The sequence below is a fragment of the Clostridium cadaveris genome (assembly GCF_020911725.1).
In the GTDB taxonomy this organism is placed as follows: domain Bacteria; phylum Bacillota; class Clostridia; order Clostridiales; family Clostridiaceae; genus Clostridium_X; species Clostridium_X cadaveris.
Genome location: NZ_CP076620.1, coordinates 1,062,254 through 1,077,686 on the forward strand (window position 1 = coordinate 1,062,254; position 15,433 = coordinate 1,077,686).

The 15,433-nt window shown below is 33.6% G+C and carries 12 protein-coding genes and 1 other RNA gene; 10 read left to right on the top strand and 3 right to left on the bottom strand.

What is annotated here, in order from left to right; all coding sequences use genetic code 11:
* Positions 1-170: 170 nt before the first annotated feature.
* The 7 genes from KQH81_RS04855 to fsa all read left to right on the top strand — a co-directional run bounded on the left by KQH81_RS04855 (position 171) and on the right by fsa (position 7,134).
* Positions 171-2,303, top strand: coding sequence for a BglG family transcription antiterminator (locus KQH81_RS04855; RefSeq protein ID WP_027639531.1), 2,133 nt, complete (start codon positions 171-173; stop codon positions 2,301-2,303).
* A 14-nt stretch (positions 2,304-2,317) separates the two neighbouring features.
* Positions 2,318-3,139, top strand: a complete 822-nt coding sequence (locus tag KQH81_RS04860; protein ID WP_027639532.1) for a transketolase — start codon at positions 2,318-2,320, stop codon at positions 3,137-3,139.
* 14 nt (positions 3,140-3,153) lie between these two features.
* Positions 3,154-4,086 (top strand): transketolase family protein, encoded by a 933-nt coding sequence (locus KQH81_RS04865; RefSeq protein WP_027639533.1) that lies wholly within the window; start codon positions 3,154-3,156, stop codon positions 4,084-4,086.
* Positions 4,087-4,212: 126 nt separating this feature from the next.
* A complete protein-coding gene (locus tag KQH81_RS04870) occupies positions 4,213-4,662 on the top strand; it encodes a PTS sugar transporter subunit IIA (RefSeq protein ID WP_027639534.1) in 450 nt (149 codons plus the stop codon).
* Between the two features lie 20 nt (positions 4,663-4,682).
* Positions 4,683-4,952, top strand: coding sequence for a PTS sugar transporter subunit IIB (locus KQH81_RS04875; RefSeq protein WP_027639535.1), 270 nt, complete (start codon positions 4,683-4,685; stop codon positions 4,950-4,952).
* Between the two features lie 133 nt (positions 4,953-5,085).
* Positions 5,086-6,345 (top strand): PTS ascorbate transporter subunit IIC, encoded by a 1,260-nt coding sequence (locus tag KQH81_RS04880; protein ID WP_230029023.1) that lies wholly within the window; start codon positions 5,086-5,088, stop codon positions 6,343-6,345.
* 138 nt (positions 6,346-6,483) lie between these two features.
* The gene (gene fsa / locus KQH81_RS04885) at positions 6,484-7,134 is read left to right on the top strand and encodes a fructose-6-phosphate aldolase (protein ID WP_230029024.1); all 651 of its coding nucleotides are present in this window, start codon (positions 6,484-6,486) and stop codon (positions 7,132-7,134) included.
* Between the two features lie 364 nt (positions 7,135-7,498).
* On the opposite strand, the gene KQH81_RS04890 is transcribed toward fsa, so the two are convergent.
* Positions 7,499-7,846 carry a four helix bundle protein gene (locus tag KQH81_RS04890; RefSeq protein WP_326839253.1) on the bottom strand — a complete coding sequence of 116 codons (348 nt, stop codon included), beginning with the start codon at positions 7,844-7,846 and terminating at the stop codon, positions 7,499-7,501.
* 300 nt (positions 7,847-8,146) lie between these two features.
* On the opposite strand from KQH81_RS04890, the gene smpB reads away from it, so the two are divergent.
* From smpB to ssrA, 3 genes are all read left to right on the top strand, one after another.
* Positions 8,147-8,623 carry an SsrA-binding protein SmpB gene (gene smpB / locus KQH81_RS04895; RefSeq protein WP_027639539.1) on the top strand — a complete coding sequence of 159 codons (477 nt, stop codon included), beginning with the start codon at positions 8,147-8,149 and terminating at the stop codon, positions 8,621-8,623.
* Positions 8,624-8,807: 184 nt separating this feature from the next.
* Positions 8,808-13,145: a DNA polymerase III subunit alpha gene (gene polC, locus KQH81_RS04900; protein ID WP_178311658.1), complete on the top strand. Its 4,338-nt coding sequence runs from the start codon at positions 8,808-8,810 to the stop codon at positions 13,143-13,145.
* A 309-nt stretch (positions 13,146-13,454) separates the two neighbouring features.
* Positions 13,455-13,810: a transfer-messenger RNA gene (ssrA, locus tag KQH81_RS04905) on the top strand.
* Here the strand turns inward: ssrA and KQH81_RS04910 are convergent.
* Complete coding sequence (locus KQH81_RS04910) at positions 13,762-14,469, bottom strand: zinc ribbon domain-containing protein (RefSeq protein WP_230029025.1); 708 nt, start codon at positions 14,467-14,469, stop codon at positions 13,762-13,764. The two genes, ssrA and KQH81_RS04910, sit on opposite strands and share 49 nt — an antisense overlap.
* 15 nt (positions 14,470-14,484) lie before the next feature.
* Positions 14,485-15,288 (bottom strand): recombinase family protein, encoded by an 804-nt coding sequence (locus tag KQH81_RS04915; RefSeq protein WP_230029026.1) that lies wholly within the window; start codon positions 15,286-15,288, stop codon positions 14,485-14,487.
* Between the last annotated feature and the right edge of the window lie 145 nt (positions 15,289-15,433).

Here is a 15,433-nt window from a genome sequence, read left to right on the forward strand (position 1 = left end):
TAATAAGAGAATAAATGCACAAAATTTCACTTTGATTCAAGTAAAAACGTAGTATTTAAAGTGAAATAGTTCAATTTTTCCTAATCAATTAGAAATTTAAAGGACTCATCATGGGTTAAATTTATATATAGTAATGATTTATAATTTAAATAGAGGAAGTGATAAGAGTAATGGTACTTAATAAAGATTGTATAGATATTTTAAAATATATGTGGAATAAAGACGATTATGTATCCATTTCTGAACTTGCTGAAATGTACAAGGTAACGAATAGAGCTATAAGATACAAAATAGATAAAATAGAAGATTTTCTAGTAACTAATGGATTTGATTACTTAGAAAAGCAGCACAGCAAAGGTGTAAAGATAATAAAGACAAAAGACCTTAAGAAGTTCATAGGAGGATTTTTGGCAGAACATACACCTTACAAATATGTATATTCAAAAGAAGAGAGATTTGAATTTATGGTTATAAAGCTTCTTCAAAGCAGTAATCCAATAAATCTATCTTACTTTGAAAAAACCTTATGTCTTTCCAAGAATACAGTTTTAAAAGAGATAAATGAAGTGGAAAGCTGGCTTAAAACTAAGGGTATAACTCTTATAAGAAAGCCAAGGGTAGGAATACAAGCTGATGGTGATGAGATAAATAAGAGGAAAGCAATAATAGATATAACCTCTGAAACAATGTCTTCGGAGGATTTGTTAAACTATGTTTCTAGAAAAATGGTTCAATCAAAGATAAACAACCTTCAATTTGACATATTGTTTGCTGATATAGATGTAGATTTTCTAGACATAGTAATAAGAGAGGCTGAATGCGAGCTTAAAAAAGAATTTAGTGATGAAGCTTACGGGGGACTCATAACTCATCTTTCTATAATGATAAAGAGAGTTCAGCTTCACAAAGATATATATTTGCCAAATGTTAATGAAGAAATGATACTCTACACAGAAGAGTACAGAGTGGCAAATGAAATGATAGAAAGAATAGAGAAGCATTTTAAAATAGAGGTACCAGAAGGAGAAAAGAGTTATATAGTTATACATCTTTTAGGGGCAAAGGTTCTAAAAGATGACAATCTATACAAAAACGCTGGTCACAACATAGGAGATTTAAGAGATATAGTAATAAAGATAACGGAAGAAATAGAAAATCTTTATGGAGTGCAGTTTGGCGAAGAAAGGCAAAAACTTATAGATGATTTAGTTCTTCATCTAAGACCAAGCATATATAGAATGAAATATGGTTCAAAGCTTGTGAATCCAATGTTTGAAGAAATAAAGATGAGCTATAGGGAATTGTTCTATAATGTGAAAGCTGCAATGGTTCATTTAGAAAAATATATAGGAACTGTAATAGATGAACAGGAAATTTCATATGTTGTAATCCACTATGCAGCAGCACTAAGAAATCTTGAAGAGAGAACAAGCAAAAAGGCTAGGGTTGTTTTAGTATGTGGAACTGGAATCGGAACAGCAAAGATGCTTTCAACAAAGATTCAGTCAAAATTCCAAGTTGATGTTGTAGCAACTACAGCCAGCAGAAATATAGATGCCTTAGGTCATGAAGATTATGATTACATAATAAGTACAGTTGATATACCACAACTTAATAAAGACCAATATATAAAGATAAGTGCATTACTATTAGAAAAGGACTGCAAGAAACTTGAAAAATATTTAAATTTAAAGCTTAAAGCAGATAACAGTTTTTATGAAGCACAGCTTGTAAAAAGACTAATTGGAATAATAGAAAAGCATTGTACTATAAGAGATGAAAATACTTTGAAATATGAACTTTTATATGAACTTAAAAAGGAATATGAGTATAAAAAGGAAGATCAGCTCTATGTCTTAAGAGATTTAATAAAAAGCGATACTGTAAAGCTAAAATGTAACTGTAAAGATTACAAAGAAGCTTTATATGAAGGCTGCAAGCTTTTAATAGACAAAAATATAGTGAGTGAAAGATATTATGAAGAAGTGCTAAACAACATAGACACATATGGTCCATACATAGTAATTGCACCAGGAATAGCATTATCTCATGCTAATGTGCCGGAAGATGTAAAAGGTACAGCAATGAGTATTGTAAACCTGAAATATCCAGTGAAGTTTAATCATGCAACAAATGATCCAGTAAGATTAATAATAACCTTTGCTACAGAAGATGATGAAAAGCATCTAAATGCATTATCTCAGCTTATGTCACTTTTCAATAATACTGAAGATTTAAATGAAATGATGCATACTTCTTCTAAAGAAAAGGTGTTAGAAATTATAAATAAATACTCAAAATAAGGAGGACGAAAATAATGAATAGAGAAGAGATTTTACTTCTTGAAGAGAAAGCTAAAAGGGTAAGAAGATTAATAATAAAGGAAATTGCAAGTATAGGAACAGGTCACGTAGGCGGAAGTTTATCTGCTGCAGATGCCTTAGTACTTTTATACAACAAAGTTATGAATATAGATGTAAATAATCCGAAAATGGAAGGAAGAGACAGATTTGTACTTTCTAAAGGACACGCAGGTGCTGGATTATATGCAGTTCTATGTGAAAAGGGATATATAACTGAAGAAACTCTATACACATTAAATCAAAATAATACAACACTTCCAAGTCACTGCGACATGAACAAGGTAAATGGAATAGATATGACTACAGGTTCTTTAGGACAGGGATTCTCAGCAGCAGTTGGAATGGCTTTAGCAGCAAAGATAGCTAAAGAAGATGCATATATTTACACAATGGTTGGAGATGGAGAGTGCCAAGAAGGTCAAATATGGGAAGCAGCACTTGCAGCAAGCTCTTTCAAACTAAACAACCTTATAGGATTTGTAGATTATAACAAGCTACAGTTAGACGGACCATTAAAGGAAATTATAGAAATGTCTCCTATGGACAAGAAGTGGGAAGCATTTGGATGGAATGTTATAGACGTAGATGGACACAATATGGAAGAAATGTATAATGCCATAATGAAAGCTAAAGAATGCAAGGATAAGCCTTCTATGATAATCCTAAATACTATAAAGGGTAAAGGCGTAAAATCAATAGAAGCTCAAGGATTCAAAAATCACAGCATGACTTTAACAGAAGAAATAGTTAAAGAAGCTTTAGAAGAGTTAAAGTAGGAGGTAGAAAAGTTATGGGAATGAGAGAAGTTTTATGCGAAGAAATGATTAACCTAATGGAAAAGGATGAAAAGGTAGTATTTATAGATGCAGATTTAGCATCAGCTAATGGAACACTTCCAATAAGAAAGAGATTTCCAGAAAGAGGACTTGATGCAGGTATAAGTGAGCAAAACATGGCAGGAATGGCAAGTGGAATGAGTGCTTACGGACTTAAGCCATACATCTGCACATTCACAGCTTTTTCAACGAGAAGAATATGCGATCAAATAGCTATATCTATGGCTTATGCAAAACAAAATGTAAAGATAATAGGAACTGACTCAGGAATAACTGCACAGCTTAACGGTGGTACTCACATGAGTATGGAAGATATCGGAGTTTTAAGAAGTATACCAGACGTTATGATAGTTGAAGTTGCAGACGAAGTAGAACTTAAAAAGGCACTTCCTGTAATAGATGAACATTATGGAGTAGTTTACCTAAGAATGGTTAGAAAAGATTCTCCAAAGGTATATGAGGATGATTATGAATTCAAACTATTTGAAAATCATACAGTAAGAGAAGGATCAGATGTTGCAATATTTACAAACGGAATCATGATAAGTGAAGCATTAAAGGCAGCAGAAGAACTTAAAAAGGAAGGGATAAACGCTAAAGTTGTAAATGTCCATACTATAAAGCCTCTAAACAGAGAGAGCATAATAGAGACATTAAAGGAAACTGGATGTGCTGTAACAGCAGAAAATCACAATGTATTAGGCGGATTATTCAGTGCAATATCAGAAGTTGCAGCTTCAGAAGTGCAAGTTCCAGTAAAGGCTGTAGGTGTTATGGATCACTTTGGAGAAGTTGGAAAGCTTGATTTCCTTATGGAAAAATACAATATGACATACAAGACTATAGTGGAAAAAGCAAAAGAAGCTATAGCATGCAAAAATAAATAGTTCAAAATTTCACTTTTAATTCGAAAAAGAACGTACCTTTACCTTATTTAATGGGAAGTAACTATACCATATAATATAGGTAAAGGTAGTTATTAAGAAATTCATAGGATTGGGAAGAGGATAAGAATGGATAAACGATTAATTACCGAAGAGGTTGTAAGAGTAAAGGCAAAATGTAGTGATTGGAAAGAGGCAATACATGAGGGTGCAGAGCTTTTAGTAAAGTCAGGAGATATCACAAGGGAATATGAAAACGCTATCTTAGCAAATTTTAAAGAGTTGGGACCATACATGGTTATAGCACCAAGAATAGTATTATCTCATGCTAGACCAGAAAATGGAGTAAATAGTACGGCAATGAGTATGGTAACTTTAGAAACTCCAATAGAGTTTGGAAGCGAATTAAATGATCCAGTTACATTAGTAGTTACTTTAGCAGCTTCAGATAATACAAGTCATATGGAAACTCTATCAAAGCTTATGGAGTTATTTATGAATGCAGAGGATATGGATAAAATATTTGAAGCATCAAGCAAGGAACAATTATTAACTATAATAAACAAATATAAAATATAAAATTTTAGGAGGAATCACTTATGAAAATATTAGTATGTTGCGGAAGCGGACTTGGAAGTAGTTTTATGATCGAGATGAATATCAAAAAGGTATTAACTGAGCTAGGAAAAACAGGAGTAGAAGTTAATCATGCTGACTTATCTTCAGCAAAGGGAATGCCAGCTGATATATATGTAGGAACTAGAGATATTGCAGTTCAATTAAATGGATTAGGCGGAAAGGTTGTTTCCCTAAACAATATGATAGACATAAATGAATTAAAGACAAAGCTTCAAGAAGCTTTAGCTTAATATATTGAGAGAAGAAATTCTCTCAATACCACCTCAAATTAACAAAAGAGAAATCTTGAATAAAATAAGTTATCAATTTCCAAAAGAAATTATATATATTTATTAAAATTTATTAAACGAGGGAGAGATAAAAATGCTAGATTTTATCGTGGATATTCTAAGTGAACCATCAATATTAGTTGGATTAGTAGCCCTTATAGGACTATTACTTCAAAAGAAATCGGCTTCAGAAACAATTACAGGAACTATTAAAACAATAATGGGATTCCTAGTACTTAGTGGAGGAGCAGCTATTGTTGTAGGAGCTCTTGAACCATTCGGAGCAATGTTCCAACAAGGATTTGGAATACAAGGTATAGTACCAAACAACGAAGCAGTTGTTGCAGTTGCATTAAAAGACATTGGTAGTCAGACAGCACTTATAATGGCATTTGGTATGTTAGCTAACATATTGATAGCTAGATTTACTAAGCTAAAATATATATTCTTAACAGGACACCATACTTTATATATGGCTTGTATGATAGCAGTTATATTAGTATCAGGTGGAGTAACAGGAGTACCTCTAATAGTAATAGGAGCAGTTGTTTTAGGATTTATAATGGCAGTTATGCCAGCCTTAGCTCAACCAACAATGAGAAAGATAACTGGAGTAGATGATGTTGCATTCGGACACTTTGGAACATTTGGATATATTTTATCAGCTTGGGTTGGTAAGTTAGTAGGAAAAGGATCAAAATCAACTGAGGAAATGAACGTTCCTCAAAGCTTAACTTTCTTAAGAGATACATCAGTAGCAATTAGTTTAACAATGAGCATACTTTACTTAATAGTTGCATTTGCGGCAGGACAAACATTTATTGAATCAGAATTAAGCAAAGGACAAAACTTTATAGTTTATGCATTAATTCAAGCAATCACTTTTGCAGGTGGAGTTTACGTAATACTTTCAGGTGTTAGATTAATACTTGCAGAAATATTACCAGCATTCAGAGGAATAGCAATGAAGTTAGTTCCAAATGCAAAACCAGCAATAGACTGTCCAGTAGTATTCCCATATGCACCAAATGCAGTACTTATCGGATTCTTATCAAGTTTCGCTGGAGGTATAGTAGGATTATTCATACTAATGGCATTAGGCGCTCCAGCAATACTTCCAGGTGTTGTACCTCACTTCTTCTGTGGAGCTACAGCAGGTGTATTCGGTAACGCAACAGGTGGTAGAAGAGGAACTATAATTGGAGCTTTCGCACACGGATTATTAATAACTTTCTTACCAGCATTGTTAATGCCAGTACTTGGAGGATTAGGATTTGCAGGATCAACATTCTCAGATGCTGACTTCGGAGTATTTGGAATACTTTTAGGAAAGATCGTTCAATTTGTAAGATAATATAAAGGGGAGGATTTTACCTCCCTTTTACTGTTACCACAATATTGTGTAAAACAAAGAAAAGAATTATAAACTTTAAAAATTTTTATAATAATGTTATAATGAACATGGAATTTTTAAGAAAAGGAAGGGATAACGATGAAATTATTTATCGATACAGCCATAGTTGAAGAAATAAAAAAAGCTAATGACATGGGAATTATCTGTGGAGTAACTACTAACCCATCTCTAATTGCAAAGTCAGGAAGAGATTTTAAAGAAGTTATAACAGAGATCACTAATATAGTAGATGGACCAATAAGTGCAGAGGTTATAAGCCTTGAAGCAGAAGGTATGGTTTCAGAAGCTGATGAATTAGTGAAAATCCACAAGAACATAGTTATAAAATTACCAATGACTGTAGAAGGACTTAAAGCTACAAAGATCCTTTCATCTAAAGGAATAAAGACTAACGTAACTTTAATATTCTCAGCTGCTCAAGCATTACTTGCAGCAAGAGCTGGTGCTACATATGTAAGCCCATTCTTAGGCAGATTAGACGATATCGGAATGGAAGGTATGAACCTAATAGAAGAAATCGTAGATATATTTGAAATACATGGAATAGAAACAGAAATAATCGCTGCAAGCACAAGAAGCCCAATGCACGTAACTAGAGCTGCAAGAGCTGGTGCTCATATAGCAACTGTTCCTTACAACGTATTACTTCAAATGACTAAGCACCCATTAACAGATGCAGGAATCGAAAGATTCTTAAAGGACTGGGAAGGCGTGACAAAGAGCAAGTAGTAAAAACAAGAAAAGAACTCAACCGTAAAGGTGTGAGTTCTTTTTTGTTTTTAGTGAAGAGTGACGTAGATAAGAGTGAAGAGTTAAGCAGGGAATAGGAGTGGATGGAGTTTTAGGAGATATAGGGATTAGTTAAGAGTGACGTAGATAAGAGTGAAGAGTTGAGCAGGGAATAGGGGAGGATGGAGTTTTAGGAGATATAGGGATTAGTGAAGAGTTACATAGATAAGAGTGAAGAGTTAAGCAGGGAATAGGAGTGAATGGAGTTTTAGGAGATATAGGGATTAGTTAAGAGTGACGTAGATAAGAGTGAAGAGTTGAGCAAAAAAATAGGAGTGGATGAAGTTTCTGGGGAGGGGAGAGATTAATTTTTATTTTTAGCTGTGTTTAGGGTTGAGATTAGCATCTTTTTTAGGCTAGTGCATTTATTTTTTAGAGAATGAAAATTTTGTGGTAAAAAACCAGTTTTTGCTAGAATTATAAGCCAGTACTCTGTTTCGGAGGCTTCTTTCAGAGCAATTTGCATTCTGTATATAAAATCATTTCGACTAACAGCAAAATTCCCCTCATGAACATTAGCACCAATACTAGTCCCACTTCTAAGAATTTGCTTAGATAAAACAAATTCCTTTTTCTCATAAATAAGCCATTTATAATACTCAACAATATCAACACCAAATTCAATACTCTGCTCAACTATAGGCCCAATCACAATAACTCACCGTCCTAAACTCAATTTATCCTAATTATTAACTTCCTAATTAAAAGTTATTCATCTAACTTCAAATCCTTCACAACAACCGAATCCCCTCCGAACTCTTAACTCTTCACTAAAATTACTCTTAACTAATCCCCCCAACTTTAAATCCTTCGCAACTACTAAATCCCCTCCGAACTTTTCACTCTTCACTCAAATTACTCTTCACTAAATAGAAATTAACCTCATGTTAGTTGATAATTAATCCTATATATAATATAATTAAGTATCACAGATGATATAGAGGTGATTATATTGGCTAAAACAGGAGAAAAGAACAATAATAAAACTTTAGCGGAAAATAGAAAAGCAAGACATGACTACTTCATAGAGGAAGTTTATGAAGCTGGAATAGAACTAGTAGGTACAGAGGTTAAATCCATAAGAAACGGCAGAGCGAACCTTAAGGACAGCTATGCTGATATATATAATGGAGAAATTTTTATAAATAATATGCATGTAAGCCCATATGAACAGGGAAACATATTCAATGTAGACCCTTTAAGAAAGCGTAAGCTTCTTCTTCACAAGGCTGAAATTTTAAAGCTTTTGGGAGCCACAGCACAGGAAGGGTATACCTTAGTTCCATTATCTTTATATTTAAAGCGTGGAAGAGTTAAGGTTGCACTAGGTGTTGCAAAGGGTAAGAAGAACTACGATAAGCGTGATGCTATGCTTGAAAAGGCTCATAAGAGAGACATAGAGAGAGAAATGAAGGAAAGATATAGATAGAGCATAGAAAAATTTGAAATAAAGGGTGTGTTTATAGATGTGTAAATCATTTTATAGCACACTCTTTTCTTTTGCGTCATCCATAGAAAATTTAATGGATATTATTTTTCATGACTTATTTCTTTTGAAATGTTAAAATATAAAATACATACTAGAAATCTTTTAAGGAAGGTTTAAAGTGAAGATGAATAGAGTATATGAAATTTTTAGTGATTTTAGTGGTGGAAGCAGCATAGGCGATGCTCTTATAGAAAATGTAACTTTAATGAAAAAGACCAATAGCCTTGTTATAAGGATTATTTCAAGCAAGTACATTGCTATAAGAGAGATTGAAGCTTTCAATAATTTTATAAAAAAGAGATTTATATTATCTGATTCTAAAACAGCTATTAAGTATACTGATGAAGTTGATAGGAAGCATATAGAAAATGAAATTAAAAATGTAATACTTTTGATTTCAGATAGGCATCCACTTCTTAAAGCTGCAGTAAATGACTGTGATTATGATATAAATGAAAATGAGATAAGCCTAAAATTCAAAGTAGTTGTATCCCATATTTTTAAAAAGCTCAATTATGATAAGGAACTTCAAGAAGCTATAAAAAACTTTTGCGGTATGTCTTACAGGATAAATTTTTCTGATGATGTAAGTCATGAAGAACTTATGAAAATTAAGGAAAAGGAAGAGAAGAAAGAACTTCTAGCTATTCAAAAGCAGATAAAATCTCAGCAGGCTGCTATAAATAAAGCACCTAAACCGGTAAGTGAGTCTGAAGTTAAAGAGGAAGGCAAGAAGGAAAATACACTTTTAATATACGGAAGAAATGCTAATATAAAGGATCAAGTAGTGAAGATAGTTGATATCACACAGGATGAAGGAAATATAGTCTTAGAAGGTGAGATATCCAATATAGAAACAAGGGAATTAAGAAGCGGAAAAGTATTGATTTCCTTTGACTTATATGATGGTTCTGGATCTATAACCTGCAAATCCTTTGTAAAAGGTGAACAGTTTGAAACCGTAGAGTCAAAGATTAAAAAGGCTAAGGGAGTAAAGCTTCGTGGAAATGCAGGTTACAGTAAATTTTCTGGTGAAGTAGAAGTTATAGCTAACACTATAATTGAAAGTGGAGGCCTTATGAAGATAACAAGGAAGGATAAGGCAGAGGTGAAGAGAGTAGAGCTTCATATGCATACCAAGATGAGTCAGATGGATGGAATGACAGGTGCTGCTGACTTAATCAAGAGGGCTATGAGCTGGGGAATGAAGTCCATAGCCATAACTGACCACGGAGTTGTTCAGTCCTTCCCAGATGCTCATAAGCTTTTAGGAAGAGATAATCCTAATATGAAAGTGATTTATGGAGTAGAGGCTTATTTAGCACCAGACAGGAATCCATCTGTAGTCAATTCAAAAGGTCAAAGTATAGACACTACCTATTGTGTGTTAGACCTAGAAACCACAGGTTTTTCGCCTGTAACTGAAAAAATAACGGAAATAGGTATAATGAAAGTTAATGATGGCAAGGTAATAGATTCTTTTAGTACTTTTGTAAATCCACAGAAGCCTATTCCACCAAGAGTAGTGGAAGTTACAAACATAACTGATGATATGGTAAGGAATGCAGAAACTATAGATAAAGTATTCCCTAAGATGCTTGAATTCATTGAGGGCAGCGTATTAGTTGCTCATAATGCAGAATTTGATATAGGATTTTTAAAGTATAATGCTAAAGCTTTAGGTTATGATTTTGACTTTTCATATATAGATACACTTCCTTTGGCTCAAGATATTTTTTATGAGTACAAGAGTTTTAAGCTTGGCAGAATTGCTAAGAATCTTGGTATAAAAGTATTAGTTGCCCACAGAGCTTTAGATGACGTAGATACTACTGTAAAAGTATTTAATATAATGATTGATAAACTTAAAGAAAAAGGCGCTGAGACTATTGATGATATAAATAAGTGTGCTTTATGTGAGGAAGCAGCTAAGATAGAATATAAAAAGCGTAAGACATATCATGCTATAATTCTTGCAAAAGATTATACAGGACTTAAGAATCTTTATAGATTAGTATCATATTCTCATTTAGATTATTTCTACAAAAAGCCTCGTATACTTATAAGCATGTATGAAAAATATTCCGAAGGACTTATCCTAGGGAGCGCCTGCAGTGAGGGTGAGGTATATAAGGCTGTGATGATGGGAAAATCTGATGATGACCTTGAAAAAATAGCTTCAAAATATGATTATCTAGAGATTCAGCCCCTTGGAAACAATGATTATTTGATTAGAACTGAGCAAGTTGAAAGTAAGGAAACTTTAAAAGATATAAATAGAAAGATCATAAAACTTGGTGAAAAACTTAATAAACCGGTAGTTGCTACAGGTGACGTTCACTTTATGGATCCTGAGGATGAAATATACAGACGTATATTAGAAGCAGGTCAAGGCTTTAAGGATGCTGATGATCAGGCACCATTATATCTTAGAACAACTGAAGAGATGCTTGAAGAGTTTTCATATTTAGGTAGTGAAAAAGCTTATGAAGTTGTTGTTGAGAATACAAACAAGATAGCTGATATGTGTCAGCAGATAAGCCCTATTTCTCCCGAAAAATGTCCACCGCACATAGAAGGTTGTGAGCAGACAATAAAGGATATAGCCTATGGAAAGGCTCATGAACTTTACGGGGATACTCTTCCTGATATTGTTCAAGATAGACTTGATAGGGAGCTTGATTCTATAATAAAGAATGGATTCTCAGTAATGTATATCATAGCCCAAAAGCTTGTGTGGAAGTCTAATGAAGATGGATACCTCGTTGGTTCCAGAGGATCTGTAGGTTCTTCCGTTGTTGCTTATATGACGGGGATAACAGAAGTAAATGCATTACCGCCTCATTACAGATGTCCTAAATGCAAGTACTCGGATTTTAAAGATTATGGCCTGAAAAACGGTTTTGACTTGCCAGATAAAGCTTGTCCTATATGTGGAGAAATGATGGATAAGGACGGTATGGATATACCTTTTGAAACTTTCCTTGGGTTTAATGGAGATAAGGAGCCTGATATAGACTTAAACTTCTCTGGAGAATATCAAGCTAAAGCACATAGATACACAGAGGTTATCTTTGGTAAGGGAACTACATTTAAGGCAGGTACTATAGGAACAATAGCTGATAAAACAGCTTTTGGTTATGTAAGAAAGTATTTTGATGAAAAGAATGAAGAGGTAAATAAAGCAGAGGTTCTTAGAATTTCAAAGGGTTGTACTGGAGTAAAAAGAACTACAGGTCAGCATCCAGGGGGAATCATAGTAGTTCCTAAGGGAAGAGAGATATTTGAATTCTGTCCGGTACAGCATCCAGCTGATGACCCTGAATCAGATATTATAACGACGCACTTTGATTACCACTCCATAGACCAAAACCTTCTAAAGCTTGATATACTTGGTCACGATGATCCTACTGTAATAAGAATGCTTCAAGATCTTACTGGAGTTGATCCTCAAAAGATACCACTTGATGATAAAGATACTATGTCGCTATTTTCATCAACAGAAGCTCTTGGTGTAACTCCAGATCAGATAAATTCTAAGGTAGGGACTTTTGGAGTTCCTGAGTTTGGTACTAAATTCGTTAGAGGAATGCTTGTAGATACTCTTCCAAAAACTTTTGGAGACCTTTTGTGTATATCAGGATTGTCCCATGGTACAGACGTGTGGCTTGGAAATGCTAAGGACCTTATTGATGCAGGAACAGTTACACTAAGTGAAGCTGTATGTACAAGAGACGATATAATGATTTATCTTATTAAGAAAGGACTAGATCCTAATACATCCTTTAAAATAATGGAACTTGTACGTAAAGGTAAGGCCCTAAAAGATCCTGAGAAATGGGCAGCCTATGAAAAGAATATGAGAGAGCATGATGTACCTGAATGGTATATAGATTCTTGTAGAAAGATAAAATACATGTTCCCTAAAGCCCATGCAGCTGCTTATGTAATGATGGCCTTTAGAATTGCTTGGTTCAAGGTTCATATACCAAAAGCTTATTATACAGCGTATTTCACTATAAGAGCTAAAGCTTTTGATGCTGAATTCATGATTTTCGGAAAAGAAAAAGTAAAAGAAAAGATGAAGGAAATAAGTGATCAAGGTAATGATGCAGCACCAAAGGATAAGGATATGTATGATGATTTAGAAATAGTTTTAGAGATGTATGAAAGAGGTATAAAGTTCCTTCCTATTGATTTGTATAAATCGGATGCTACAAAATTTAAAATGGAGGAAGACGGACTAAGACCTCCTATAAATAGTATATCAGGTATGGGAAATGTAGCTGCTGAATCTATTTACAATGCTGTACATGAAGATCCACCAATAAGCTCTATAGACAATCTAAAGAAACGTGCAAAAATTGGAAATGCAGCAGTAGATCTTCTTAGAAAATTTGGCTGTTTAAATGGCATGACAGAAAGCGATCAGGTAAGCTTCTTTGACCTTATGCAGGCATAACTAAATCTTAAAATACTAAAACACATACTAGATAAAATCTTCTTGTATGTGTTTTAGTTCAAAATTAAAAAATATGAATAACATCTTCTAAATAAGGCATACTATATATAACGAAGGAAACAACTAGTATGATAATATAAACTTTTCAATGAGTAGTTACAGTTACCTATTGATTAAAGTGGCTGATTAATGTATTATAATAAGTGTCAGTAAGAAACAAAACTTACTAAGATTTTTAAAAATTGAATATGTGGAGCAAAACAAACAAAGTTTCAGAGACTTTTACCTCTGCGTTAAATCCCATAACATGGGGGCGCAATGGTTTCGACGGGGGTACGGAGTTCTAAGGAAGCGAGTGGAGGGAAGTATGGGCCCGCCTTAAAAAACGATGCACTAAATGTAAACGCAGAAGATAATTTTGCATTAGCAGCTTAATATAGCTGTTCGTTCTACCTTTGAGTCCCACGGCTTAGGATAGGGCGTCGATTAGTGGGGAACCGAGCGTAGGAAAGCTTTGACCTATGAACGGAATTCATGAAGCTACTAAAGTGAAAAGCCTGCCAATGGGCATTTCATGGAGGGAATGTTAAATCATCTGGCTGCACTCGGAGATGCTTTAGGAGTTTGGCTTTCGGACAGGGGTTCGATTCCCCTCGCCTCCACCATCAAAACTCACAATCGTATTTATTGCGATTGTGTCTTCATTTACAATAACTTTAGACACATACGCTTGGAGTATGAGCTTTTGCTCTTCCAGGCTTTTTTCTTTTATATTGGAATCTTTTTCAAGATATTTTCTTATAAGTTCTTCGCTAGGAGAGGTTAATAGAGATTCTCTTTTGGCTTCTTCCAATCTTATAAATATAACAGACCTTCTATTTTCCAATTCATCTAGTTTAGTTTTCATTGATTCATGGAACATTCCATTTGCAATAGCATCTGTTATGTTATTTATTTTAGTATCTATTGATGAAAGTTCAGCTGAAAATTGTTTTATATCCTCAGCTATTTTTTTATTTTGTTTTAAGGCATTTTCTTTTATTTTCTTTATAGTTTTCTCAATAGCCTTGGAAGTGAATAAATTATCATATAAATAGTTTATTACAAGATCCTCGATGTATTGCTTATTAATAGATTTCATATCACAATCATGGGTTCTTTTGCGAGTAGAGCACTCATATGTCTCGTATAAAGTTTTATTTCTGCCAGCATACTTTTTGTTTCCTGTCATGGATTTTTCACATTTTCCACAGTATATGAGACCACTCAAAAGATAAATTGTTTTAGCTGAATTAGCAGCTCTATTAACTTTATTGGCATCCATTTTCTTTTTTACTTGTTACCATACATCATAAGATATTATTTGAGGCATACCACCTTTAATTTTAATAACTTCATCATCAGGTTTATAAGCATGAGAATTGCGTTTACCATTAGTTTCTGATGATGAACGATTATAAATATAAACTCCTGTATAACGCTCATTTCTTAGAATATCATAAAGGCTATTCTTGCCGAATAAATTTCCCCTCTTAGTTCTATATCCATCATTGTTCAGTGTGTCTATTATAGTATTATAGCTATTGCCATCAGAATACATTTTAAAAATTTTCTGCACTATTTTAGCTTCAGATTCGTTAATTTTATAAGTTTTATCTTTATTGAGATCATATCCTAAAGCTGGAGTACCTCCAGTGTGTTTACATTGTAGAGCTGTTTCCTTCATTCCCTTCATGACTTCCCTTGCTAAGTTGACAGAGTAGTATTCGGCCATACCTTCTAGAACGGATTCAAGCATAATTGATTCTGGACTATCATCTAAGTGTTCTAGGACAGACACAACTTTAACACTATTATCTTTAAGTTTCTTTTTATAGAATGCACTGTCGTATCTATTGCGGGCAAATCTATCAAGTTTATGGACTATTATCATATTGAATAACTCAAGGGAAGATTCTTTAATCATTCTAGTAAAATTAGGTCTATCATCTGTTTTGGCCGATTTAGCTTCATCAATGTATGTTTTTACTATCCGTATATTATTAGCTTTAGCATATTGATTTATAGCCCTAATTTGAGCCTCTATAGATTCTTCTCTTTGGTTGTCGCTAGAATATCTAGCATATATTGCTGCTTTTAACATAAAAGTACCTCCTTATTTGCGAATGTATGTTCTTTGTAATGATAAAAAATATATAAGGTCAGTTAAGACCTACAATAATAGTTAACTTGAATTTGCTTTTTCAACTCTATTAAATCAATAGGTACTTCATAATAAGCAGCTAATT

Excerpts from the sequence above, each read along its gene's own strand:
- KQH81_RS04855 (WP_027639531.1), top strand. The coding sequence starts at position 171 with ATGGTACTTAATAAAGATTGTATAGATATTTTAAAATATATGTGGAAT.
- KQH81_RS04860 (WP_027639532.1), top strand. The coding sequence starts at position 2,318 with ATGAATAGAGAAGAGATTTTACTTCTTGAAGAGAAAGCTAAAAGGGTA.
- KQH81_RS04865 (WP_027639533.1), top strand. The coding sequence starts at position 3,154 with ATGGGAATGAGAGAAGTTTTATGCGAAGAAATGATTAACCTAATGGAA.
- KQH81_RS04870 (WP_027639534.1), top strand. The coding sequence starts at position 4,213 with ATGGATAAACGATTAATTACCGAAGAGGTTGTAAGAGTAAAGGCAAAA.
- KQH81_RS04875 (WP_027639535.1), top strand. The coding sequence starts at position 4,683 with ATGAAAATATTAGTATGTTGCGGAAGCGGACTTGGAAGTAGTTTTATG.
- KQH81_RS04880 (WP_230029023.1), top strand. The coding sequence starts at position 5,086 with ATGCTAGATTTTATCGTGGATATTCTAAGTGAACCATCAATATTAGTT.
- fsa (WP_230029024.1), top strand. The coding sequence starts at position 6,484 with ATGAAATTATTTATCGATACAGCCATAGTTGAAGAAATAAAAAAAGCT.
- polC (WP_178311658.1), top strand. The coding sequence starts at position 8,808 with ATGAATAGAGTATATGAAATTTTTAGTGATTTTAGTGGTGGAAGCAGC.
- KQH81_RS04910 (WP_230029025.1), bottom strand. The coding sequence starts at position 14,469 with ATGGATGCCAATAAAGTTAATAGAGCTGCTAATTCAGCTAAAACAATT.
- KQH81_RS04915 (WP_230029026.1), bottom strand. The coding sequence starts at position 15,288 with ATGTTAAAAGCAGCAATATATGCTAGATATTCTAGCGACAACCAAAGA.